General features: G+C 61.6%; 17 protein-coding genes. 6 read left to right on the plus strand and 11 right to left on the minus strand.

All coding sequences use genetic code 11. From position 1 onward, the window contains the following. Positions 1-12: 12 nt before the first annotated feature. From folC to VZC39_RS12400, 6 genes are all read right to left on the minus strand, one after another. Positions 13-1,266, minus strand: coding sequence for a bifunctional tetrahydrofolate synthase/dihydrofolate synthase (folC, locus tag VZC39_RS12375; protein WP_434662873.1), 1,254 nt, complete (start codon positions 1,264-1,266; stop codon positions 13-15). Positions 1,267-1,279: 13 nt separating this feature from the next. Then, positions 1,280-2,143 (minus strand): acetyl-CoA carboxylase, carboxyltransferase subunit beta, encoded by an 864-nt coding sequence (gene accD, locus VZC39_RS12380; protein ID WP_349918298.1) that lies wholly within the window; start codon positions 2,141-2,143, stop codon positions 1,280-1,282. 119 nt (positions 2,144-2,262) lie between these two features. Continuing rightward, complete coding sequence (gene truA, locus VZC39_RS12385) at positions 2,263-3,072, minus strand: tRNA pseudouridine(38-40) synthase TruA (protein ID WP_349918300.1); 810 nt, start codon at positions 3,070-3,072, stop codon at positions 2,263-2,265. A 207-nt stretch (positions 3,073-3,279) separates the two neighbouring features. After that, positions 3,280-5,412: a FimV/HubP family polar landmark protein gene (locus VZC39_RS12390; protein WP_434662876.1), complete on the minus strand. Its 2,133-nt coding sequence runs from the start codon at positions 5,410-5,412 to the stop codon at positions 3,280-3,282. 285 nt (positions 5,413-5,697) lie between these two features. After that, positions 5,698-6,714: an aspartate-semialdehyde dehydrogenase gene (locus tag VZC39_RS12395; RefSeq protein ID WP_349918304.1), complete on the minus strand. Its 1,017-nt coding sequence runs from the start codon at positions 6,712-6,714 to the stop codon at positions 5,698-5,700. Positions 6,715-6,859: 145 nt separating this feature from the next. Then, positions 6,860-7,990 (minus strand): 4-phosphoerythronate dehydrogenase, encoded by a 1,131-nt coding sequence (locus VZC39_RS12400; protein WP_434662877.1) that lies wholly within the window; start codon positions 7,988-7,990, stop codon positions 6,860-6,862. Positions 7,991-8,257: 267 nt separating this feature from the next. Here VZC39_RS12400 and VZC39_RS12405 point away from each other — a divergent pair, with 267 nt between their 5' ends. Further along, positions 8,258-8,980, plus strand: a complete 723-nt coding sequence (locus VZC39_RS12405; RefSeq protein ID WP_349918307.1) for a phosphatase PAP2 family protein — start codon at positions 8,258-8,260, stop codon at positions 8,978-8,980. Between the two features lie 76 nt (positions 8,981-9,056). Here VZC39_RS12405 and VZC39_RS12410 read toward each other — a convergent pair whose 3' ends face one another. Then, positions 9,057-9,878, minus strand: coding sequence for a MetQ/NlpA family ABC transporter substrate-binding protein (locus VZC39_RS12410; RefSeq protein WP_349918309.1), 822 nt, complete (start codon positions 9,876-9,878; stop codon positions 9,057-9,059). 361 nt (positions 9,879-10,239) lie between these two features. On the opposite strand from VZC39_RS12410, the gene VZC39_RS12415 reads away from it, so the two are divergent. Then, positions 10,240-10,632: a VOC family protein gene (locus tag VZC39_RS12415; RefSeq protein WP_349918310.1), complete on the plus strand. Its 393-nt coding sequence runs from the start codon at positions 10,240-10,242 to the stop codon at positions 10,630-10,632. Between the two features lie 83 nt (positions 10,633-10,715). Here the strand turns inward: VZC39_RS12415 and VZC39_RS12420 are convergent, their stop codons facing one another. After that, positions 10,716-10,910 carry a hypothetical protein gene (locus tag VZC39_RS12420; RefSeq protein WP_349918311.1) on the minus strand — a complete coding sequence of 65 codons (195 nt, stop codon included), beginning with the start codon at positions 10,908-10,910 and terminating at the stop codon, positions 10,716-10,718. A 112-nt stretch (positions 10,911-11,022) separates the two neighbouring features. Beyond that, positions 11,023-13,068, minus strand: a complete 2,046-nt coding sequence (locus VZC39_RS12425) for an EAL domain-containing protein (protein ID WP_434662879.1) — start codon at positions 13,066-13,068, stop codon at positions 11,023-11,025. Between the two features lie 549 nt (positions 13,069-13,617). Between VZC39_RS12425 and VZC39_RS12430 the strand changes: the two genes are divergently transcribed. Beyond that, a complete protein-coding gene (locus VZC39_RS12430; RefSeq protein ID WP_349922482.1) occupies positions 13,618-14,157 on the plus strand; it encodes a hydrolase in 540 nt (179 codons plus the stop codon). Here VZC39_RS12430 and modF read toward each other — a convergent pair. Continuing rightward, complete coding sequence (gene modF, locus VZC39_RS12435) at positions 14,150-15,610, minus strand: molybdate ABC transporter ATP-binding protein ModF (RefSeq protein WP_434662881.1); 1,461 nt, start codon at positions 15,608-15,610, stop codon at positions 14,150-14,152. The genes VZC39_RS12430 and modF overlap by 8 nt on opposite strands. 317 nt (positions 15,611-15,927) lie before the next feature. Here modF and asp point away from each other — a divergent pair, with 317 nt between their 5' ends. Continuing rightward, positions 15,928-17,802 (plus strand): serine protease Asp, encoded by a 1,875-nt coding sequence (gene asp, locus VZC39_RS12440; protein ID WP_434662883.1) that lies wholly within the window; start codon positions 15,928-15,930, stop codon positions 17,800-17,802. A gap of 18 nt (positions 17,803-17,820) precedes the next feature. After that, entirely contained in the window at positions 17,821-18,276 is a 456-nt protein-coding gene (locus tag VZC39_RS12445; protein WP_349918318.1) for a serine protease chaperone, read from the plus strand. Between the two features lie 243 nt (positions 18,277-18,519). Here VZC39_RS12445 and ppsA read toward each other — a convergent pair whose 3' ends face one another. After that, a complete protein-coding gene (ppsA, locus tag VZC39_RS12450) occupies positions 18,520-20,892 on the minus strand; it encodes a phosphoenolpyruvate synthase (protein WP_434662885.1) in 2,373 nt (790 codons plus the stop codon). Positions 20,893-21,199: 307 nt separating this feature from the next. On the opposite strand from ppsA, the gene ppsR reads away from it, so the two are divergent. Next, positions 21,200-22,012, plus strand: a complete 813-nt coding sequence (gene ppsR, locus VZC39_RS12455) for a posphoenolpyruvate synthetase regulatory kinase/phosphorylase PpsR (protein ID WP_349918321.1) — start codon at positions 21,200-21,202, stop codon at positions 22,010-22,012. Positions 22,013-22,044: the final 32 nt, after the last annotated feature.

Consider the following 22,044-nt stretch of genomic DNA (forward strand, 5'->3'; position numbering starts at 1 on the left):
GCGACCAGCCCATCAGGCCTTCGTCGCCAGCACCTCGGCGACAGTGTAAAACGAGCCGAACACAATGACCATATCATCAGGACTCGATGCGGCCAGCGCGGCCCCATAAGCCTCGGTCACTGACGCAAATTGTGCGGCCGGTCCCTGCTCATGCAGGGCGGCCGCCAACTGGGCCGAGGAGGCGGCGCGGGGGCCATGGAGGCTCGCGAGATACCACTCGTCGATGAGCCCCGTCAGCTCGGCCAGGGAACCCGCCATGTCTTTGTCCTTGAGCATGCCGACCACGGAGCGTCGTTTCCCCGAGCAGGGGATCTGGCGCAGCTGGCTGGCAAGATAGGCCGCCGAATGGGGATTGTGGGCCACATCGACGATGACCAGGGGATCCTGTTGCAGGCGCTGCATGCGCCCCGCGAGGCGCGCATCCGCCAGCCCCTGGCGAATGGCAGCCTCCGGCAACGGCAAGCCGAGGGATTCGAGCGCCGCCAGCACCGTCACCGCGTTCATCAACGGCAGGGCGGGCTTGGGCAAACCCTGCCAGTGGTACAGGCCATGGTAATCCCAGTGATCGCCCTGCTCATCTCCATGAAACTCCACCCCGACCTGGCGCAGACAGGCCCCCAGACGGTGCGCTTCGCTGGCGATGGTGGCGGGCGGGTTGGGCTCGCCACTGATGGCGGGTTTTCCCTTGCGATAGACGCCGGCCTTCTCCACCGCCACCGCCTCCCGGGTATCCCCGAGCCAGTCGCAGTGATCCAGCGCGATGGAGGTGATCATGGCCACATCGGATTCCACCACATTGGTGGCATCGAGGCGACCGCCCAGCCCCACTTCCAGCAGGAGCACGTCCGGCGCGGCACGGCGGAACAGCCAGAGCCCGGCCAGGGTCGCAAACTCGAAGAAGGTGAGCGCTATCTCGGCGCGGGCGGCCTCCACGGCGGCAAACGCGGCGCAGTGTTCCTCGTCAGGCAGCTCGGCGCCATCGAGTCGCACCCGCTCGGTGAAACGCAGCAGGTGCGGCGAGGAGTAGACGCCGACCTTGTGACCGGCCGCCATCAGTATGCTGGCAGCCATGGCGCAGGAGGAGCCCTTGCCGTTGGTGCCCGCCACCGTCACGACCTTGAACGGCAGTTCAGTGAGCCCCATGCGGCGCGCGACGGCACCGACCCTATCCAGCCCCATGTCGATATTGACCGGGTGGATCTGCTCCAAATAAGAAAGCCAGTCGCTGAGCGACCGGCTTTGGGAAGATTGCATCTGTGAACTCATCTTACGGCTCGATTCACTCTTCGATGACGTGAGTGTTCATCAGCTTGGCCAGCAGGCCCGCCAGGCGGTCACGCATCTCGCGCCGGTCGATGATGAGATCGATGGCGCCCTTCTCCAGCAGGAACTCGGAGCGCTGGAAGCCTTCCGGCAGCTTCTCGCGCACGGTCTGCTCGATGACGCGCGGGCCGGCGAAGCCGATCAACGCCTTGGGCTCGCCCACGTTGATGTCACCCAGCATGGCAAGACTGGCGGAGACGCCACCCATGGTGGGGTCGGTCAGCACGGAGATGAAGGGCAGACCGGCCTTGGTGAGTCGGTCCAGCGCCGCACTGGTCTTGGCCATCTGCATCAGGGAGAACAGCGCCTCCTGCATGCGCGCCCCGCCGGAGGTGGAGAAGCAGACCAGGCCACGGCCTTCCTTGATGCTCTCCTCGACGGCGCGCACGAAGCGGGCACCGACCACGGAGGACATGGAGCCACCGATGAAGGAGAACTCGAACGAACAGGCAACGACCGGTACCCCCTTGAGGGTTCCTTTCATCACCACCAGCGCATCTTTTTCTCCCGTCTCTTTCTGGGCGGCAGACAAACGATCCTTGTAGCGCTTGGAATCCTTGAATTTCAAGATGTCCTGCGGCTCCAGCTCGGCAGCAACCTCGCTGCGGCCTTCTACGTCGAGGAAGCTCTCGAGACGGGCGCGGGCACTGATCCGCATATGATGATCGCACTTGGGGCACACTTCGAGATTGCGCTCCAGTTCTGCCCGGTAGAGTACCTGTTCGCAAGACGTGCACTTGGTCCACACCCCTTCCGGGATGTTGTGACGACGCGGTGTAGTGATCTTGCTCTTGGGAAGGATCTTCTCAAGCCAGCTCATGGAATTCCTTAATGCTTTTGTGCCTGACAAAACACATCGGGCCTTGGTTGTTCAATGACTTAAGGGCTCGATGGCAATAAATAACGGGTCATTAAACCACAAATTTTCGGGCCCAGTTACTAAAAACTGGTCGTACCCGGTGCCGAGTCCGGCAGCCAGAGCGGACCGAGCGGCAACTGCGGCAGGCCGAACTCGGCCGGGTAATCCACGTCCACCAGATAGAGACCTCCCGCCTTGGCGGTGGGGCCGGCCAGGTTGCGATCCTTCTGGGCCAGCACCTCGGCAATCCACTCCACCGGTTTCTGCCCCTGCCCCACCAGCAACAGGGAGCCGGTGATGTTGCGCACCATGTGGTGCAGGAAGGCGTTGGCCTTGATGTCGAGCACGATATAGGGGCCGGAGCGGCTGACGCACAGGTGGGTCACGTTGCGCCAGGGGGTGTTGGACTGGCAGGCGATGGCCCGGAAGGTGCTGAAGTCGTGCTCCCCGAGCAGGCTCTGGCCCGCCTGGTGCATCAGCGCCGCATCGATGGTCTCGTGATAGTGGCTGACGCCGCTACCCAGGATCGCCGGGCGGTAGTTGTGGTTGTAGATGATGTAGCGATAGCGGCGGGCGGTGGCGCTGAAGCGGGCATGGAAGTTTTCATCCACCTCCTTGACCCAGCGCACCCCGATATCCGGCGGCAGATTGGAATTCAGGCCCAGCGTCCAGGCGGACTCGGCACGATTGGACTCGGTATCGAAGTGGATCACCTGACCGGTGCCGTGGACCCCGGCGTCGGTCCGCCCGGCGCACTGGATGGAGACCGGATGGTTGGCGATGCGGCTGATGGCTTTTTCAAGCTCTTCCTGGACGCTGATCACTTCTCGCTGACGCTGCCAGCCGAAATACCGGCTGCCGTCATATTCAATACCTAGGGCAATTCGCATGGATGAAACTTGTCTTGTGGGGAAAGGATGAAAGAAACGGGGCGGATTATACCCGCTCGGGGCAAAAGTCCCAAACCCGTGGCCTCGACCGGGCGGGTGCCCACGGCCGGGCGCTCTCCCCTTGGCGGCACAAGCCTTGGCAGACGAGCAGGCCGCTCCTGAAACGAAAAGGCAGCCCGCAGGCTGCCTTGCAATCGATGGTCAGGCTTATCCCAGCCGTTTAAGCAGCTTTTCAGCCTCGTTGCGCTGGTGCTCGCTGCCCTGGGCCGCCGCCTCTTGCAGCAGCTCGCGGGCGCTCTCCTTGTCGTCGATCTCGAGGTAGGCGCGGGCCAGATCCAGCTTGGCCCCCACACCGCCATCGTCCGCATCCACGTCAAAACCGGTGGACTCCGGCAATACCTCGGGGAAACCATCCAGCCCCACATCCAGGGAGAAGCCCTGATACGGCTCCTGCTCGGCGTTGCTGGCATTGGCCTCCGCCAATAACTTGTCTATCTCCACAAAGTCGTTCGCCTGAGCCTGTTCGCGGGGCTTAACCTCATGTGGCTGCTCCGCGTGGGGCTCCACCTCGGTGAAGGCATCCTCGAAATCGGCGAGGGCCAATTCGTTGGGATCCCAGGCGTCCTGCGGCATTGGCTTCGCGGCCGGCTTCGGCTCGGGCTCGAGACCGAGCTCCGCCAGCATGTCGTCCACGTCGCTCTTGCCATAGGCTGCGGCATCCTTGGGTGCCGCCTTGTCATCGACAGGCTCGTCGAAGGCCGACTCGAAATCGCTCAGGTCGAAATTGGCCAGATCGTCTTCCCGGCTGCGCTGGGCCCCGTCAGACACAGTGGCCGCATCGGCGTCGAGGTCCGCATCCAGATCGGCAAAGAGCGCCGCTTGCAGCTCCTCTTCGCTCATGACCTCATCGGCCGCCCGCTTGGGAGCATCGAACTCCCGGGAGAGATCGAGATCCGGCTCGGACTCTATGTCGAAGTCACCCTCGTGGGCCAGATCCAGTTCGGGTACCAGATCCGGGTCACGATTCGCCGTGGTGACCGCAGGTTCAACGTCGAAAGCGGAGAGGGCCAGCTCACCGCCATCGCTGAAGATGACATCATTCTTGCCCTGGCCTTCATCCAGCGCCCGCTCGGCCTCCGGACCGTTCAGATCCGGCATGGGGCGCATGGGTTCGTCATCGGCGATGCCCACCGTCATCAGCTGATCGAACTCGCTGTTCTCGTCCCCCATCACCATGGCGGTGGATTCAGAGAGGCTCTTCTCTTGTTCTTCCAGCTCCCGCCGGGCACGGGCCCGCAGCCAGAGCGTCACCAGCGCCAGCACCAGCAGCACGGGCAGCAAGATGATCATGGCGAGGTTGAGCGGCGAGGAGAGCAGCTCCATCACCCAGTTCTGCTTGGGCTCGGGGGCCACCACGGGAGGCACTGGCTGGGCCTTGAGCTCGGCCACCTCTTTTTGCAGCGCCGTCTGATCCTGCAACTGGGCCTTGAGGGTCTCCACCTCTTCGGTCAGGGATTGCAGGCGCAGCTTGAGCCTGTGGTTCATCTCGGTGACCTGGCCGAGCTGGGCGTTGGCATCTTCCAGTGCCAGCGCCATCTCGGTGGACGGTTTGCCGACCGGCGCCGCCACATCGGCAGGCAGCGGGGCTGGCGCCGTGCCGACGGCCGCACTCACCGGCGTCGTGACAGGCTCGGCGGCCTTGGCAATCGCCTTCACCTCGCTCGCCGGTTGCGGCGACGTCACCTTGGGGGCCGCCGGAAGGGGAGCCGCCTTGGCGACCGGTGCCTTGGCGGGCACGGCCGCGGCTTTGGGATGAACCTTGGCGGTTTCGGCCTGCTTGCTGGCCAGATATTTGGGGCTCAGCCCCTTCCAGCTGGCGTTGTCGCTGTTGAAGCGGCGACGGGCCTCGGCGTCCGTGATGCGGCCTGCTTCGGCTGCCGTCGGCAGCAGGATGCGGGACCCCACCAGGATGTGATTGATGTTGCCATCGGCAAAACTGCGGGGATTCTTGTCGTAGATCGCCACCATGGTCTGGTAGACGGTCACCCGGTTGGAGGGGCGATGCTTGCTCGCGAGGCTCCAGAGGGTATCGGTGGAACGAACCGGACCATAACTGCCGGCCTGGGTGCTCGGCACCTGACGTACGATGGGTTGCACCTTGGGCAAGGTGACGGGGGCGACCGGCTGAGCCTGGGGCAGTGGCTGCACGGCGGGGGGCGGCGAGCCATCCGGCCCCTTGAGCTCCACGAAGAAAGGCTCGCGTCCTCCGTCGTCGGCCTGAACCGTACCCAGAAGACCCAATGCCAGTAGCGTTGCCAGCGTTATGCGGGAATGTCCCATGTTCGTTCCTTCGTATGACGGCCCTATCACATTGAAAAATCTGGATAGTTACCCCAAAACAATCGGCTCAATATAAATCAGGCGTGAGTCTCAAGCCAGTGATCCGACACATTTAGCCTTCAACTCGTGCCAGCGCACCGAGATCCGGCGAGAAAAAAGCTTAATTCACTGATCTCACGTGACATTGTCACACAGCCTGTCGACACCATCAGTCACACCCCAGCCCCCTGATGCCGACCGGCGCACAGGGCGGGGCTCCCTCCCCACCCGGCACCATCAACGGACTCAGAGGTAGTCGCGCACCAGCAGTTCGGCAATCTGCACGCTGTTGGTCGCCGCGCCCTTACGAACGTTATCGGCCACGATCCACATATTGATACCGCTGGGATGAGAAATATCCTGGCGCACCCGCCCCACCAGCACCTCATCCTTGCCGGTAGCGTCGCGCACCGGGGTCGGATAGTCGGCGTCGTCATCGAACAGGGTCACGCCTGGCGCATTGCGCAGCAGATCCTTGACCTGCTCGGCATCGAGCGGCTGGTGCAGTTCGACGTGCACCGCTTCGGCGTGGCCGTAGAAGACCGGCACCCGCACGCAGGTGGGGTTCACGGCGATGCTGGCATCTCCCAGGATCTTCTGGGTCTCCCACACCATCTTCATCTCTTCCCGGGTGTAGCCGTTGTCAGTGAAGGCGTCGATCTGCGGAATGAGGTTGAAGGCGATCTGCTGCGGGTAGAGGCTCGGCTCCACCGGGCGACCGTTGAGCAGATGGGCGGTCTGGCCCGCCAGTTCGCTCACCCCCTCCTTGCCGGAGCCGGAGACGGACTGATAGGTCGCCACGTTGATGCGGGCGATCCCCACCTCGTCCTGCAGGGGCTTCAGCGCCACCAGCATCTGGATGGTGGAGCAGTTCGGGTTGGCGATGATGTTGCGATTGCGAAAATCGGCCAGGGCGTCCGGGTTCACCTCGGGGATCACCAGGGGGATGTCCTCGTCGTAACGGAAGCAGGAGGTGTTGTCAATGACGATGCAGCCATGTTCGGCGGCAATCGGCGCCCACTTGGCGGAGACCTCGGCACCGGCGGAGAAGAGGGCTATCTGTACCTGACTCCAGTCAAACTCCTCCACATCCAGGATCTCGACGTTCTTGCCACCAAAGCGCACCGTGTCGCCAGCGCTGCGGCTGGAGGCCAGCGGGTAGAGGGTCGCCACCGGGAAGGCACGCTCTTCCAGGATCTCGATCATGGCTTCACCCACGGCGCCGCTCGCGCCCAATACCGCTACGTTGAATTGCTGACTCATGTTCTCTCCTCTAAATGGTCCGGTGACGCACTGGCATCACCCTGTGGCAGACGGCGCTGCCCGATAACGAGTTTGGCATGGCGCCAAGCCCAGCGAGGGCGGGCCCCGCAAAGAGGCCCGCCCACATGTATTCATGACGCCCGCGCTAGTCGGGCTGGATGGTGAACCCCAGCCGGGCCAGGGCGTCCCCGGCGAAGGGGCCCGTGAGGCGCAGGGAGGAAAACTCCCGCCGCTCCGGGTATTGCTTGCGCTGCTCATCGAAGCTGCCGGCCTGATGGAGGCGATTGCGAAAACGGGCATCGTCCCGGCGCACGTCATAGATGAGGTGAACGAGTTGCTTGAGCAAGGCCTGATCCGTCGCCACCCCGGGGGTCAGTTCACGCACCTCGGGAACTGGCAGCAGGGCTTGCAGATCCTGGCGCGGTACGCGCCCCAGTTGCTGGCAGAGCGCCTGATAGAGCATCCAGGTACCGCGGGCCTTGCCCTCCAGGCTGTAACCGGCGATGTGCGGGGTGGCCAGCTCGGTATAAGGCACCAGGGCCCTCAATGGCTCGGGTTCCCCTTCCCACACGTCCATCACCAGTCGCAGCGGCGCATTCCCCTGCTGGCGGGCGAGCAGGGCCTGATTGTCCCACACCTCGCCTCGGGCGGCGTTGATGAGGAATTTGCCCGCAGGCAGGGTGGCGATCTCCCGCTCCCCCAGCAGGTGGAAGGTGGCATCCGGGCCGCCGTGGGTGATGGGCACGTGGAAGCTAACGATGTCGGCGCCAAGGGCCGTCTGGTAGTCGACGAAATCGGTCGCCTCGCCCGCACTGGTGGCGCGAGCACGGGGCGGATCGCAGCGCAGCACTCGCATGCCGAGGGCCTCGGCCTTGCCCGCCACGCATTCGCCGGTGTTGCCGGCGCCGATGACGGCGAGGCTCATCTCGCTCAACGTCAGCTCATGGCGTTCAGCCAGCACCAGCAGAGCGGAGATCACATAGTCTCCCACCGAGTACTTGTTGCAACCGGGGGCGCTGAAGAAGGGAATGCCCCGCGCCGCCAGCAGGGCGCTGTCCACGTGATCCCGACCGATGGTGGCGGTGCCGACGAAGCCGAGTCTGGGGCAGTTGGCGAGCAAGCTGGCATCCACCCGGGTCACGGAACGCACCAGCAGCACGTCCGCATCCAGCAGATCCGCCGCCGAGATCTGTCGTCCGGGCAGGGGGATCACCTCGCCAAACTCCGCAAACAGCTCCCGGGCATGGGGCATATTTTCATCAACAACGATTTTCATCAGTTTCTCTTATGAACTCGATGGCCCACTACCGGCCACGGGGGCGCCATTCTAGCGCAAAGCGCCCCGAGTTTCAGAGGCTTAAATTCAAGCCCGTTCACCACCATAGCCCCGGCACCAGGGCTCCCCCCTCCCCCTTGTCCGGGACCAGCCAATTGTAACCACATGTTGTTGGCCGGCCTTGGCACCTTGACCTCGAGGGCCTGACTGGCACAATGACGCCTCTTTTTTGGCGGCCGCCGCGCCGCCCACCAGATGAGCCCGATGATGCCGACCTCTTCCTCTTCGTTGCCGCGCCGCCAGGTATTGAGATTCAGCGCCGCCCTGATCCTGCCGCTGGCCCTGCTGGCCTGCCTGCCCTGGCATCCCTTCCTGAGCGATGCCCTGCAGTCCGCCTGGCTCTGGTGGCCCTATGCCCTCTCCCGCATGGTGGACATCCCCGGCATCGCCATCAGCACCCTGGGACTGGTGCTGCTGACCCGACACAAGCTGACGCTCAGCCTGCCCGCCCTGCTGGCCCTGTGCGCCACCCTGTTCGCCGTGCTGGCCGGGGACTGGCTCATCAAGAGCCTCATCAAGCAGCTCACCGAGGAGCCGCGCCCCTATCTGCTCTGGCTGGCGGGGCAGAACCTCATCCCCGATATCCGCCAGTTCTACGAGGGCAGCAGTGCCCTTCGCACCGAGCAGGTCCACGCCGCCAGCCAGCTGCTGGCGCTGCCCGCCTGGCTCGGCAATCACTGGCAGGGCGGGGTGAACTACGCCTTCCCCTCCGGTCACAGCATCGCCGCCATCAGCCTCGCCCAGTTCTTCGGCCTGATCTGGCTGGCGCGCGCCCCCAGCGGTGCCTGGTTGCTACCCCTCTGGGCACTGGCCATCGCCCTGTCACGCACCCTGATCGGCATGCACTGGCCGCTGGATGTGCTGGCGAGCGCCCTGCTCGGCAGTGTCACCGCCCTGCTAGGGGCCCGCTGGTGGCTGCATCGCTACTGACAAGCGCAGTGAGCGCCGCGCGCCAATGACAACGGGCACCCCAGGGTGCCCGTTTTGATCTCCGCCGTGCGGGTTATCAGCCCTTGCTCTGCCAGCCTTCCGGGTACTTGTAGCCCTTGAAGCGCTGCTCCGCATAGGTCTTGAACGCCGCGGAGTTGTAAGCGTCGATCACGTCCTTGGCAAACGGCTTGCCCGCATCGGCGCTCTTCACCACCACCCAGTTGATGAAGTCGTAGCTGCGCTCGAGGAAGAGTCCGGAGCTGAACGGGATGCCGCTGGAGGCGGCGAAGTTGCCGTTGATGACGGAGAAGTCCACATCTTCCCGGGAGCGAGGCAGCTGCGCCGCTTCCAGCAGCACCAGCTTGATCTCGTGGGGATTTTTCACCACGTCGAACTCGCTCGCCTTCAAGGGATTGATCCCCTCTTTCAGGGTCAGCCAGCCGAGATCCTGCAACATCAGCAGGGCCCGCGCCTGGTTGGTGGGGTCGTTCGGGATGGCGACCGTGCTGCCCTCGCCCACCTCGGCGAGCTTGCCCTTCTTGCCGGAATAGAGCCCCATGGGGCCGGTCGGCACCTGGGTGATGGGGCTCAGCGACAGGCCCCTGTCCTTGGCGAAGCTCTCCAGATAGGGCTTGTGCTGGAAGCAGTTCACATCGAGGGAACCGTCTGCCAGGGCGATGTTGGGGGTCACGTAGTCGGTAAACTCCACCAGTTTCACCTTGTAGCCCTTGGCTTCGAGCTGCGGCTTGATGGAATCGGTCACCATGTCGGCAAAGTCCCCGACCGTGGTACCGATGACGATCTCCTTCTTCGCCTCATCGATGGCAAAGGCGGACAACGGCAGAGTGCTGGCGAGCAGCGCAAGGGCGGAAAGGGTGAAGAAGGAACGACGCTGCATAGGGACTCCCTGTCAAAATAATCATCGAAACGGTGGTGGGTGACGGTTTTTGCCACGTGGGCAGACACACCACAACCATCTAGCCATCCAAATGGCTAATTAAGGCCACCATAGCAGAGCTTTTCCCCTTCGCCAAGCAACAAAACCGGATGAGCTTGCCCGAATGATGGAGAAGCCTGTCACCCTTCCCCTGAGGCATGAGCCAGGAAAATCTTTGATAAGAGACACAGTTATGCATTTTACTCTCCCCCATCAGCGTCGAAAGTGTCTTATGGTAGCGATGGGGCACCCAGTGCCTGGTGGATCTCCCCTTATCGTCGCCTAGGCGGCAACCGATCCTCCAACCCCACAAGGAGCAGCAGTGTTCGATCATGTCGAGATCAAGGTGGTGCACTTCGATGACTGCCGACGCTTCTACCAAACCGTGCTGGTCCCCCTGTCCATAGAACTCAAATGGGCAGATGAGATGGCCGCCGGTTTTGGCCGGGTTAACCATGACAAGGTGAGCTTTCTCATCGAGCAGGGTGAGCAGAGCACGCCCTGCCACCTCGCCTTCGCCGCCAACGGCCAGGCTCCCGTGGATGCGTTCCACCGGGACGGGGTGGCGGCAGGCTTTCGCTGCAACGGGCAACCTGGGCTGAGGCCCCACTATGCCCCCGGCTACTACGCCGCCTTCCTGCACGATCCGGACGGCAACAATATCGAGGCGCTCGCCTATCTGGATGACAAACAACAGGGTCCGGCAGTGGCCTAGAACTGTGAGATTTGAACCAACGAAAAGCCCCGCACTCATGAAGTGCGGGGCCTGGAAGCTACACATCGGCTTGTCTTGCGCGGTTATTTGACCGCCTTGCTGGCGTTTTCCATCGCCTGCTTCTCGGCGGCGCCGAGGATGGCAGCCTGGCTATTCTGCTCTGCCAGGTAACAGGTGTCTTTACTGATCCTCTGGGCCCGACAATCGGCCATGCGCTGGGCGGGGTTGGCACAGCCGGTCATCAGAGCGATCACCGACAACAGCATTATTTTCTGCATGACCGCACCATCTCAAATAATAAATTTAACAAGTCAAAAATTACGAAATTTAAAAAAGTAAAACAGCTTTAATGCCATATATAAAACAACATTAATAATGTGATTGGTAATCTCACGCGACGACCCTGGGCGGCGGCACAATCAGCTGACAAAAATCCGTTCCGGACATGGGGCGGTGGAAGAAGAATCCCTGACACAGAGAAATACCCGCGGCTTCCACTTGTTTTAATTCCGCCTCTGTTTCCACCCCTTCAATCAACAAGGCTCTGCGATTGAGCTCGCAGAGCTTGACCACCTGGCGCAAAAACTTGAACCCTTCGGGACGTACCAGTCCCAGCACCAGTGAGCGATCGAGTTTGATCTTGTCGAGGGGATATCGGGTCAGGTAATTGAGGGTCGAGTAGCCGGAGCCGAAATCATCCAGCGCCAACCTGATGCCGCGTTTTGACAGCTCATGCAGAACCCGGGTCACCTTCTCATGATCCGTCACCTTTTGGGATTCGGTGATCTCGAACTCCAGCTTGCACCCCTTGGGCAAGGGACGGTTCAGGATACGGTCAATCACCGGGAACAACCGCTTGTCGACCAGCGTTTGCGGAGAGACATTGACCGAAATGGTCAGGGACTTCGCCTCGCTCAGCGAGTCGTGAATGTAATTGACCGTGCTCTGCATCACCCAGAAGTCGACCTCGCTCATCAGGCCCAGGCGCTCATAGTGTTTGAGGAAGGTCGGCGGCTGTATGTTTCCGCCATTGGTGCGAAAACGCAGCAAGGCTTCTGCCCCCTTGATCTTGCCGCTGTGAACGCACACCTGGGGCAGGAAGAAGAGGACGAAGGTACCGCTTGCATTGAGCCTATCGATACTGCTGTTTGCATCTCGCCAGGCCTGCTCCTCCTCGAGGTTCTTGTAATTGGGCATCATGTCCCTGGAGACGGGGCAGAAGTTTTCAAGCGGTGCAATGATGCTGTTGTTATCCACCGAACCGAGCGTGGAGACCTTGTGCTGACCAGCCGTCAGGAAGGGGGTGTAGATGACCCCTCCGAGTGCGACCATCATCAGTTGAAACAGCACGGCGGCATAGGAGTGACCACTCGCAATCCAGCTGTTCAGCACCACCGGCACAGACCAGCCAACGGTCGACGACAGATGGGGGATCCAGCCCAGACTGGTGGCGAGATAGGCCAGGCTGTATGTCATCACGGGAGTCAGGATGAAGGGTATGAGCATCAGCGGGTTGAGCACGATGGGCAGACCGAAGATCAGGGGCTCATTGATATTGAGCATGGCCAGCGGCAGGCTGACTGGCAGCAGCGTACGGCTGCGGTGATCCCCCTTGAGCATCACGGCAATCGCCAGGCTCAAGGTGTTGCCGGTACCGCCCACGTTGCACCAGACATCGAAAAACTGGAGGCTGAGGATATTCAACTCGGCCTTGCCCGCTGCCCAGGCCGCGAGATTGGCATGGGTCATGATGCTCAGCGAGTGCTCGGCACCGATAAACACGATGCTGCCGTGCAGGCCGAAAAACCAGGGCAGGGTGTAGTTCAACAGGTGGACGAGCCCATGGCCATAAGTCGGTGAGAGGCTGAGATCCATGTCAGCCAGTTGAAGCGCATAGAACCAGGCAAAGAAGCTTCGCCCCGCAACCCCTGCCAGCCCGCCCACCATCAGGACGATAGTGAAATAGATGGAGATCGAGATGAGGAAGCGATAGCTGCTTTCGACCCAGCTCGTTCTGCTGTTGAGCTCGCGACTGATCAGCTCATACAAACGGCAGCTCGCCAGGGCTGACAACACTGTGACGGGGATGGTGAAATGCCTGAGAGGGTCATCGGTGTTGTTTATCAGACAGCTCATGATCAATAGCGTACCGACGCCGATTGTGAGCGAATGAGTAAATGAGAACCGATTCTTCGCCGCCCAATGCAGACAGATAAAGGCATTGATCAACGCGGGAATAACAACAACCAGCCCCTTTTGAATATTATCCAGCGCAGCATTCGGATAAATGAGAAGCGCTGCCACCGTGAGACCACGAATGATTTGCAATGGCACTACCGCTATGGCGGCGGCAATAATGGCATTCAGGTAACGATTTGCAAAAAGCCTCTCTCTCCAGGCTGCCAGCAGATCCAGTAATGAAAATGTTGTCTTCATAAGAGGCTTTCTATTTATGTGGCTGATACGCCCGACTTTCTCGTCTGGGCGGGTTATTTAAATATTGATGTCGGTCAAGTAATTCATGTTCCACATGGTGGGGCACAACACTGTTCTACATACGCTGGCACGCAGTAGACAGGACGCCATCAAGCCATGTCTGGCTTACCTGACTTGAAATCTGGACACTGTTGTCATAAACACAGGCCATGAACGCCCACGCCTATAATAATGAGTAATTATTATTTAAATTTAATTCACCCGTTTGATTTCAGGTGAGTTTTTAAAAGTGTGAAGAAATTATTATTAAAACCCAAACTGATTACATCATTGCAATATTTTTGATAATGGGCAATCGCAGCAGTCATTGATAGCATGCCCATCAGAAACAGGCACAGATAAATAATTAAAAAAGGAGTGATGATAAATAAACCCATGGCATCCTAGCATCCAGTTCCGCCCACGTCTTCGCCAGTTTTGTATCAAACTGTATGCTTCTAAAGGTTCATATGGCAATGTTTCGCAATGTTCATTCCGGGAGGATAAATGATGAAAGAACGTGATGGGTATGGCCTGCTGGTTGTCGATATTCAGGGCAAACTGGCGCGGCTGGTGAATGAGAGCGATCGGCTCATCGCCAACACGTCCCGACTGGTGAAAGGGGCAAAGGCGCTGGGACTGCCGGTAGTCTGGCTGGAACAGAACCCGGACAAGCTTGGCGCCACCGTGCCCGAGCTGCAACCCCTGCAAACCGGCAGCCCCGTGCTCCCCAAGTTCAGCTTCGGTGCCCTCGGGGAACCCCAGGTGGCGGCGGTGCTGGCCGAGAGCGGCGTTCGCCACTGGCTAGTGTGCGGCATCGAGGCCCATATCTGTGTCTATCAGAGCGTGCTGGGGCTGCTCGGTAATGGCGCCCGGGTATCCTTGGTGACCGATGCGGTCTCATCCCGCGATCCCGCCAATCGGGCGCTCGCCATCGGCCAGCTGGCGGCCCGCGGCGCAGCCCTCACCTCGGTGGAGATGTGCCTCTACGAGCTGCTGGGGGATTGCCGCGATCCGGCGTTTCGCGAGATCCTGGCCCTCGTCAGATAGCCTCCCCCAGTCGCTCCTGCAGGTAGTCATAGCCCCCTTCGCCATCGGGCACGAAGCTCAGCCGGTGAGTGAGGCCGGGAGGCGCATCCTCGGCGTGATGGGAGACGAACAGCAGCTGAGTCCCCTCGCCGAGCAGGCGTCCCACCATGGCCCTGACCAGGTGGCGATTGAGGGGATCCAATCCCTGCAGCGGTTCGTCCAGGATGAGCAGGGGCGGATGCTTGACCAGGGCGCGGGCGATGAGCACCAGCCGCTGCTGGCCAAAGGAGAGACTGTGAAATGGCTGCGCCCCCTGCTGCGCCAGCCCAAGCAGCGTCAACCACTGATCGGCCAGTGCCAGCTGGCGATCCCCGGGCCGGGCATAGAGGCCGATGGAGTCGTAAAAACCCGACAATATCACCGTCTGCACTGAGCCGCTGACGCGATAATCCAGGTGCAGAGCCGGGCTCACCATCCCGATGTGGCGCTTGATCTCCCAGATGCTCTCGCCGCTGCCCCGCCGCCTGCCAAACAGCTGAAGATCATTGCTGTAGCCCTGGGGATGATCCCCGGTGATGAGGGAGAGCAGGGTCGATTTGCCGGCGCCATTGGGCCCGACCAGTTGCCAGTGCTGCCCCACCTCTATGGTCCAGTCGAGCCCATCGATCACCACCTGCTCCCCATAGGCGATCCGCAGCTGGCGCATCCGTACCCGGGGGCCGGGGGGGAGTGGTTCCGGGGTCGTGGGCGGCGGGGGCAGATCGGGGTGGATCACCTCGGCTCGCGCCAGCTGGGCCACTTCCGGGCTCGCCAGCACCGCCTCCCGCGTGCCCGACAACAGCAGATTGCGATCCCCGAGCAGGCCAAGGTGGCTCGCAAACGGGGGGATTTCATCGAAGCGGTTGACGATCACCACCAGTCGTTGCCCCTGTGAGACCAGCTCTGCCAGCAACCTCATCAGCTCCTGGCGCGACCCCTGATCCAGCCCGTCGAACGGCTCGTCCAGTACCAGCAGCTCGGGCCCGGACAAGAGGGCGCGAGCCAGCAACAACTTGCGCCCCTCGCCGCTCGAGAGGTATCGGTAGGGTCTCTCCCAGAGCGCGGCTATGCCAAAGCGTGCCAGCAGAGCCCGCGCCGCGTGCTCGTCCTCCCCCTCCTCCATCATCAGGCTGGCGACGCTGTAGCCTGCCTCCTCATCCTCCCCCAGCATGTCGGTGTTGCGCCGCTGGAAGTCTCGCTCACCCAGTTGTTGCTGCGACTCGAACGACAGCCGCACTGCCGCCAGCGTGCCGGATGCCTGGCCGGCGCGCACGCCGAGCTCTCCGCACAAGGCAGAGGCCAGCGCCGTCTTGCCGCTGCCATTGCTGCCCACGAAGGCCCAGCACTCGCCGGGGGAGAGGGTCAGGTCGGGAATGAAGAGGGTTTGTTCATTGCGAAGGGCCAGCCTGGCCGAGTGCCACTGCAATAGGGTCATGAGTCCATCCTGTTGATCCGTCTGCCGTTACCTTAACAGGGATCGCAGCCGCTCACAGCCGTGGAACACACCTCGACGACATCTCTCTACCGAGTATTAAAAACAGAGGAATTTATAAACAAAATAATCATTAGCGTCTAATGCGAATAGCTCGCAATAAAACATGATCTCCATCCCATTTATACCCCCATATGGGGCCAAATGAGATTTATATGAAGCCATTCACAACTCTGCATTGAGAGTCTTTTGAATCGGTCATTCTCATGTATAGATGCCAGCGCACCTCGGACGGTGCGCCCTTAAGATGGAGTTTATCAATGAGAAAAACAACGTTAGCATTGGCAATCACAGGGCTGCTCTCGGCCCTGCCGATAGCCTCGGTACAAGCCAGCGAGCACTGCCTGCCCCTTGGCGGCAACGAAGCCGGACTCGACACCGGTCGCAGCAGCGCAGAGCGCTGCCTGCCCGGCATCAACCCCTTGCAGGATCAGCAATGGCACCTGCTCAACAGCGGTCAGGATTCCTTCAGCGCCCGGGGGGGCGTGGCGGGCAATGACCTCAACCTCTGGTGGGCCCACCGCACCGCCGTGCTGGGCCAGGGGATCAACGTGGCTGTGGTGGACGATGGCCTGGCCATCGCCCACCCGGATCTGGCGGACAACATTCGTCCCGGCTCCAAGAACGTGGTGACCGGCGGCAATGATCCCACTCCCACCACGGCGAACACCGCCCACGGCACCTCGGTAGCAGGCATCATCGCCGCGGTGGACAACGCCATCGGCAGCCGGGGCGTGGCACCGGCGGCCCAACTGCAGGGCTTCAACCTGCTCGATCCCGCCAGCCGGCAGTTGCAGCGAGACTGGCTCTATGCCCTGGGTGACAGTCAGGCCAGCCGTGACAACCGGGTCTTCAACCAGAGCTACGGCATGAGCCTCGTCACCCCCCGTGGCAGCGATGACCTCAATCGTCGTCAGCTCGACACCCTGATGGAGCAGATGACCCAGAAAGCCGAAGGCGCTGCCTACATCAAGGCAGCGGGTAACGGCTTCAACCGGATTGCCTCCGGCGACTATGTGTTCAATCGCAGCGGCAACAACCCCGCCCTGCCGTTTGAAAACAGCAACCTGGATCCCTCCAACAGCAACTTCTGGAACCTGGTCGTGAGCGCCAGCAACGCCGATGGCGTGCGATCCTCCTACTCCAGCGTCGGCAGCAACGTCTTCCTGAGCGCCCCCGGTGGGGAATACGGCACCGACGCCCCCGCCATGGTGACCACGGATCTGCCTGGCTGTGACATGGGCTACAACCGGATGGATCGCCAGACCACCAACCGTTTGCACAATAACCCGGCGCTGGATGCCGGCTGCGACTACAACGGCACCATGAACGGTACCTCCTCGGCCACTCCCAACACGGCGGGCGCCATGGCGTTGCTGATGTCCGCTTACCCGGATCTGTCGGTGCGCGATCTGCGGGATCTGCTGGCCAGAAATGCCACCCGCATCGAAGCCGCCCAGGCGCCGGTGCGCGTCAACTACACCACCGCCAACGGCCAGCTACGCCAGGTCACCGGACTGGAAGGCTGGGAGCGCAACGCCGCCGGTCTCTGGTTCAGCCCGACCTATGGCTTCGGCCTCATCGATGTGAACAAGGCACTGGTCAGTGCCGCCACCCATGACCCTCTGCCGGCGCTGATCCAGTCACCCTGGCAGAAAGTGACGGTGCGTGGCGCCGCAGGCGCCATCCCGGATGTGGGCAGCGCGCCGACCACCTCGAACATCCAGCTGGCTCAAGTCCTCACCGTGGAGGCAGTACAGGTGAAGGTCAGCCTGGATCACCAACGTCTGCCCGACCTGCTGATCGAACTCGTCTCCCCGTCCGGGACCCGCAGCGTGCTGCTGAACCCCTACAACAGCCTGGTTGGCCAGTCTCTCGAACGTCAGCAAACCGGCACGATACGCACCGCCGGGATGCGCGACATGCGCCTGCTCTCCCACAAATTCTACGGGGAGACTGCGGCAGGGGAATGGCGACTGGAAGTCACCGACGTGGCCAATGGCACGCGCCAGGTCTCGCTGTTCAATCCTGACACCAGGGTGCGCAGCACCCTGACCGAACGCAACAACAGCCAACCGGGCCAGCTCATCGACTGGTCTTTGCGGGTGCTCGGCCACGAGCCGACCCGTACCTAACAGCACAGGAGTCATAGCATGAAACAGATCCTCTTTGGCCTCACCCTGGCAGGCTTGCTGACCGCCCTGCCAGTTCTGGCGGACGAGTCCGTCACCATAGATGGCAAGCAATACCGCGCCATCGAAGTCAATGGTCAGACCTACTTCACCCCGGACAACGGCAGCAAGAAACGGGTTGCCCGCAGTCTGGATGGCAAGGCATCCCAACCGGGGCTACGTAGTGGCGACATCCTCTTGCACGGGGTGGCCAGCCCCGAGCTGGTGGTGAGCGGCACCCTGCTGGTGGCGGCTGACGATACGCAAGCCAAATCCCTGGCGAGCCGCCATGGCCTGCACTTCAAACAGAGCAGTGGCGGCATCGCCCTGCTGACAGCCAAGCCGGGCGCCGATCTCAACGCCATCGCCAGCCAGCTCAAGCAGGAGGGTGTCGAGGTGCAGATCGAACTGGGTGGCCCCGAGCAGCAGCCTAAATAAGCGCGTTCTCGCACCGGAATACGCCAAAACAACAAGGGGGCCCATGGCCCCCTTGTTTTTCCTTTCTCCTCTTCTTTTCACTCCATGCCATCCCCCTATCAACCAGTCCTGCAAACAGAGAGACAAGGAACGCAAGCCTTGAACCCCTGCTCCGGGGTATTGGGGCAGCCACTCACCGTTCAGAGCGCAATAAAAAAGGCGCCCATTGGGCGCCTTGTCATTCTCGAAGCGTCGTGAGCGCGCTTAGCCGGCCTTGTGTTGCTCGGCCAGATAGAGCCAGGTGTCGACGACCGTATCCGGGTTGAGGGATACAGAGTCGATGCCCTGTTCGACCAGCCAGGCGGCGAAGTCCGGGTGATCGGACGGGCCCTGGCCGCAGATCCCCACATACTTGCCGGCCTTGCGGGCAGCCTGGATGGCCATGGACAACAGTGCCTTGACCGCCTCGTTGCGCTCATCGAACAGGTGGGCGATGAGGCCGGAATCCCGGTCCAGACCCAGGGTCAACTGGGTCATGTCGTTTGAGCCGATGGAGAAGCCGTCGAAGTGCTCGAGGAACTTGTCCGCCAACAGCGCATTGGAGGGCAGTTCACACATCATGATGACCTTGAGGCCCCGCTCGCCACGGCGCAGACCGTTCTCCGCCAGGATCTCCACCACCTGCTCCGCTTCACCGACGGTGCGCACGAAGGGGATCATCACCTCGACGTTGGTCAGGCCCATCACATCCCGTACCCGCTTCATCGCCTCGCACTCCAGGGCGAAGCAGGGGCGGAAGCTGTCGGCGATGTAGCGGGAGGCGCCACGGAAACCGATCATCGGGTTCTCCTCGTGAGGCTCGTAACCTCGCCCCCCCACCAGGTTGGCGTACTCGTTGGACTTGAAGTCCGACATCCGCACTATGACCCGCTCCGGCCAGAAGGCGGCCGCCAGGGTGGCGATGCCTTCGGTCAGCTTGGCGACGTAGAACTCCCGGGGGCTGTCGTAGCCCGCGATCATCTTGCTGATGGTGGCCTTGAGCTCAGGAGTCTGCTTGTCAAACTCCAGCAGCGCCTTGGGGTGGACCCCTATCATGCGGTTGATGATGAACTCGAGGCGAGCCAGACCCACACCGGCGTTGGGCAACTGCGCGAAGTCAAAGGCGCGGTCCGGGTTGCCGACGTTCATCATCACCTTGATGGGCAGGCGCGGCATGTTGCCCACCTCGGTCACCGCCACGTCGAAGTCGAGCTCGCCGTCATAGATGAAGCCGGTGTCCCCTTCGGCGCAAGAGACGGTGATGAGGCGACCATCCTCAATGTGGTCGGTGGCGTTGCCGCAACCCACCACGGCCGGGATCCCCAGTTCACGGGCGATGATGGCGGCGTGACAGGTGCGGCCACCACGGTTGGTGACGATGGCGGAGGCCCGCTTCATGATGGGTTCCCAGTCCGGATCCGTCATGTCGGTGACCAGCACATCACCGGGCTGTACTTCATCCATCTGGCTGATGGAGGAGATGACCCGCGCCGGGCCCGAGCCAATCTTGTGGCCGATGGCGCGCCCTTCGATCAGCACCTTGCCGGATTGTTTGAGGGCAAAACGCTCAAGCGTGTTCGCCTCCTGGCGGCTGCGCACCGTCTCTGGACGGGCCTGGACGATGTAGAGCTGACCGTCCTGACCGTCTTTGGCCCACTCGATGTCCATCGGGCGGCCATAGTGTCGCTCGATGATGAGGGCCTGCTTGGCCAGCACCATCACCTCTTCATCGGTGATGCAGAAGCGGTTGCGCTCGGCATCCAGGGTGTCGACGATCTTCACCTGGCGGCCGTGACCGGCATCATCCGAGTAGGTCATCTTGATGAGCTTGGAACCGAGCGTCTTGCGCACCACCGCAGGGCGGCCGGCTTTCAGGGTCGGTTTGTGGACGTAGAATTCATCCGGGTTGACGGCCCCCTGCACCACCATTTCGCCCAGTCCCTGGGCACCGGTGATGAAGACCACGTCATTGAAGCCGGATTCGGTATCCAGGGTGAACATGACGCCGGAGGCGGCGAGATCCGAGCGCACCATGCGCTGTACCCCGGCCGAGAGCGCCACCCCCTTGTGATCGTACCCCTGATGCACCCGGTAGGAGATGGCGCGATCGTTGAACAGGGAGGCAAACACATGCTTGATGGCAACCATGACGGCGTCGATGCCGCGCACGTTGAGGAAGGTCTCCTGCTGGCCGGCGAAGGAGGCATCCGGCATGTCCTCGGCGGTGGCGGAAGAGCGCACCGCAAAGGAAGCCTCGAGCCCGGCACTCAGCTTGGTGTAGGCATCGCGCACGGCCTGCTCCAGCGCGGGCTGGAACGGCGCTTCCACGACCCAGTCACGGATCTGCTGACCGGCCTTGTTGAGGGCGGCGATGTCATCCACATCTAGGCTGTCGAGCAAGTCGTGGATCTTGCCGTTGAGACCGCTTAACTCCAGAAACTCGTTAAACGCAAAGGCAGTGGTCGCAAACCCGCCGGGCACGGATACGCCGGCGCCGGCGAGGTTGCTGATCATCTCGCCAAGGGACGCATTCTTGCCGCCAACGCGCTCTACATCCTGCATTCCGAGCTGTTCGTACCAGAGTACGTACTGTTGCATTTGCATGTCTCCAGGTTGGTGGGCCAGGGTGCCAAGCACCTGCTGTGCCAAATCATGTGTTTTTGTATGTGTGTGTTGCCAACGACCATGAAAACGTTTTCTACTTATTGTCAAAAAAATCCCCACGCAAGATTTGGGGATGGTCGTTTAACACAGACATTCTACAATGGCGACACAAAAAGGTAACGACTCAGGTTTGCAAGCGAGTTCACAACTTGGCAACGGCAGACCGGTTGACAAAACGGGTATGGTTTCGAGAGATACTTAAATCATCCTCCCCTGCCCTCGCACTTCACAGGAGTTCCCAGTGCACACCGTATTCTATGTATCCGACGGCACCGCCATCACCGCCGAAGTGTTCGGTCATGCCGTGCTGAGCCAGTTTCCCCTGGCGTTCGAGCAGGTCACCATTCCCTTCGTGGAAACCCAGGAGAAGGCCCGCCAGGTGCGGATGCGCATCGACGAGCAGTTTCGCCAGACCGGGGTGCGTCCCATCCTGTTTCACACCATCGTCGATCAGCAGGTGCGCGACGAAGTACTCAAGGCCCAGGCCAGCAGCCACGACTTTCTCAACACCTTCGTGAGTCCGCTGGAGCAGGAGCTCGGGATCAAGGCCGAGCCCAGGCTGCACCGCACCCATGGCATGGAAAACCGCAAGCTCTATGACGATCGCATCGAGGCGGTGAACTTCGCCCTCACCAACGACGATGGCATCACCACCCGGGAGTATGACGAGGCAGACATCATCCTCATCGGGGTATCGCGCTGCGGCAAGACGCCGACCAGCCTCTATCTGGCGCTGCAGTTTGGCATCCGCGCCGCCAACTACCCCTTCATCGAACAGGACATGGGCTCGCTCGATCTGCCCACCCCCCTCAAGGCCAATCGCCACAAGCTGTTCGGCCTCACCATAGCGCCCCAGCGGCTGCACGAGATCCGCAACCAGCGCCGGGCCAACAGCCGCTATTCATCCCTTGAGCAGTGCGAGCAGGAGCTGGCAAGCGTGGAGCGGCTGTTCCGCCAGGAGGCGATCCGCTTCCTCGATACCAGCTCCCACTCGGTGGAGGAGATCAGCGCCAAGATCCTGGAGGCGACTGGATTGCGTCGCCAACTGTGCTGACATATCGATCAATTGCAGAATAAAATGCCAAC

It is taken from the genome of Aeromonas sp. NJAU223 (genome assembly GCF_051125555.1).
GTDB lineage: Bacteria > Pseudomonadota > Gammaproteobacteria > Enterobacterales > Aeromonadaceae > Aeromonas > Aeromonas veronii_G.

Coding starts and splice junctions, on each gene's coding strand:
- VZC39_RS12430 (WP_349922482.1), top strand. CDS start 13,618: ATGAAAGAACGTGATGGGTATGGCCTGCTGGTTGTCGATATTCAGGGC.
- VZC39_RS12395 (WP_349918304.1), bottom strand. CDS start 6,714: ATGAGTCAGCAATTCAACGTAGCGGTATTGGGCGCGAGCGGCGCCGTG.
- VZC39_RS12390 (WP_434662876.1), bottom strand. CDS start 5,412: ATGGGACATTCCCGCATAACGCTGGCAACGCTACTGGCATTGGGTCTT.
- VZC39_RS12420 (WP_349918311.1), bottom strand. CDS start 10,910: ATGCAGAAAATAATGCTGTTGTCGGTGATCGCTCTGATGACCGGCTGT.
- modF (WP_434662881.1), bottom strand. CDS start 15,610: ATGACCCTATTGCAGTGGCACTCGGCCAGGCTGGCCCTTCGCAATGAA.
- VZC39_RS12405 (WP_349918307.1), top strand. CDS start 8,258: ATGCCGACCTCTTCCTCTTCGTTGCCGCGCCGCCAGGTATTGAGATTC.
- VZC39_RS12425 (WP_434662879.1), bottom strand. CDS start 13,068: ATGAAGACAACATTTTCATTACTGGATCTGCTGGCAGCCTGGAGAGAG.
- VZC39_RS12410 (WP_349918309.1), bottom strand. CDS start 9,878: ATGCAGCGTCGTTCCTTCTTCACCCTTTCCGCCCTTGCGCTGCTCGCC.
- asp (WP_434662883.1), top strand. CDS start 15,928: ATGAGAAAAACAACGTTAGCATTGGCAATCACAGGGCTGCTCTCGGCC.
- VZC39_RS12445 (WP_349918318.1), top strand. CDS start 17,821: ATGAAACAGATCCTCTTTGGCCTCACCCTGGCAGGCTTGCTGACCGCC.
- VZC39_RS12400 (WP_434662877.1), bottom strand. CDS start 7,990: ATGAAAATCGTTGTTGATGAAAATATGCCCCATGCCCGGGAGCTGTTT.
- truA (WP_349918300.1), bottom strand. CDS start 3,072: ATGCGAATTGCCCTAGGTATTGAATATGACGGCAGCCGGTATTTCGGC.
- ppsA (WP_434662885.1), bottom strand. CDS start 20,892: ATGCAACAGTACGTACTCTGGTACGAACAGCTCGGAATGCAGGATGTA.
- accD (WP_349918298.1), bottom strand. CDS start 2,143: ATGAGCTGGCTTGAGAAGATCCTTCCCAAGAGCAAGATCACTACACCG.
- folC (WP_434662873.1), bottom strand. CDS start 1,266: ATGAGTTCACAGATGCAATCTTCCCAAAGCCGGTCGCTCAGCGACTGG.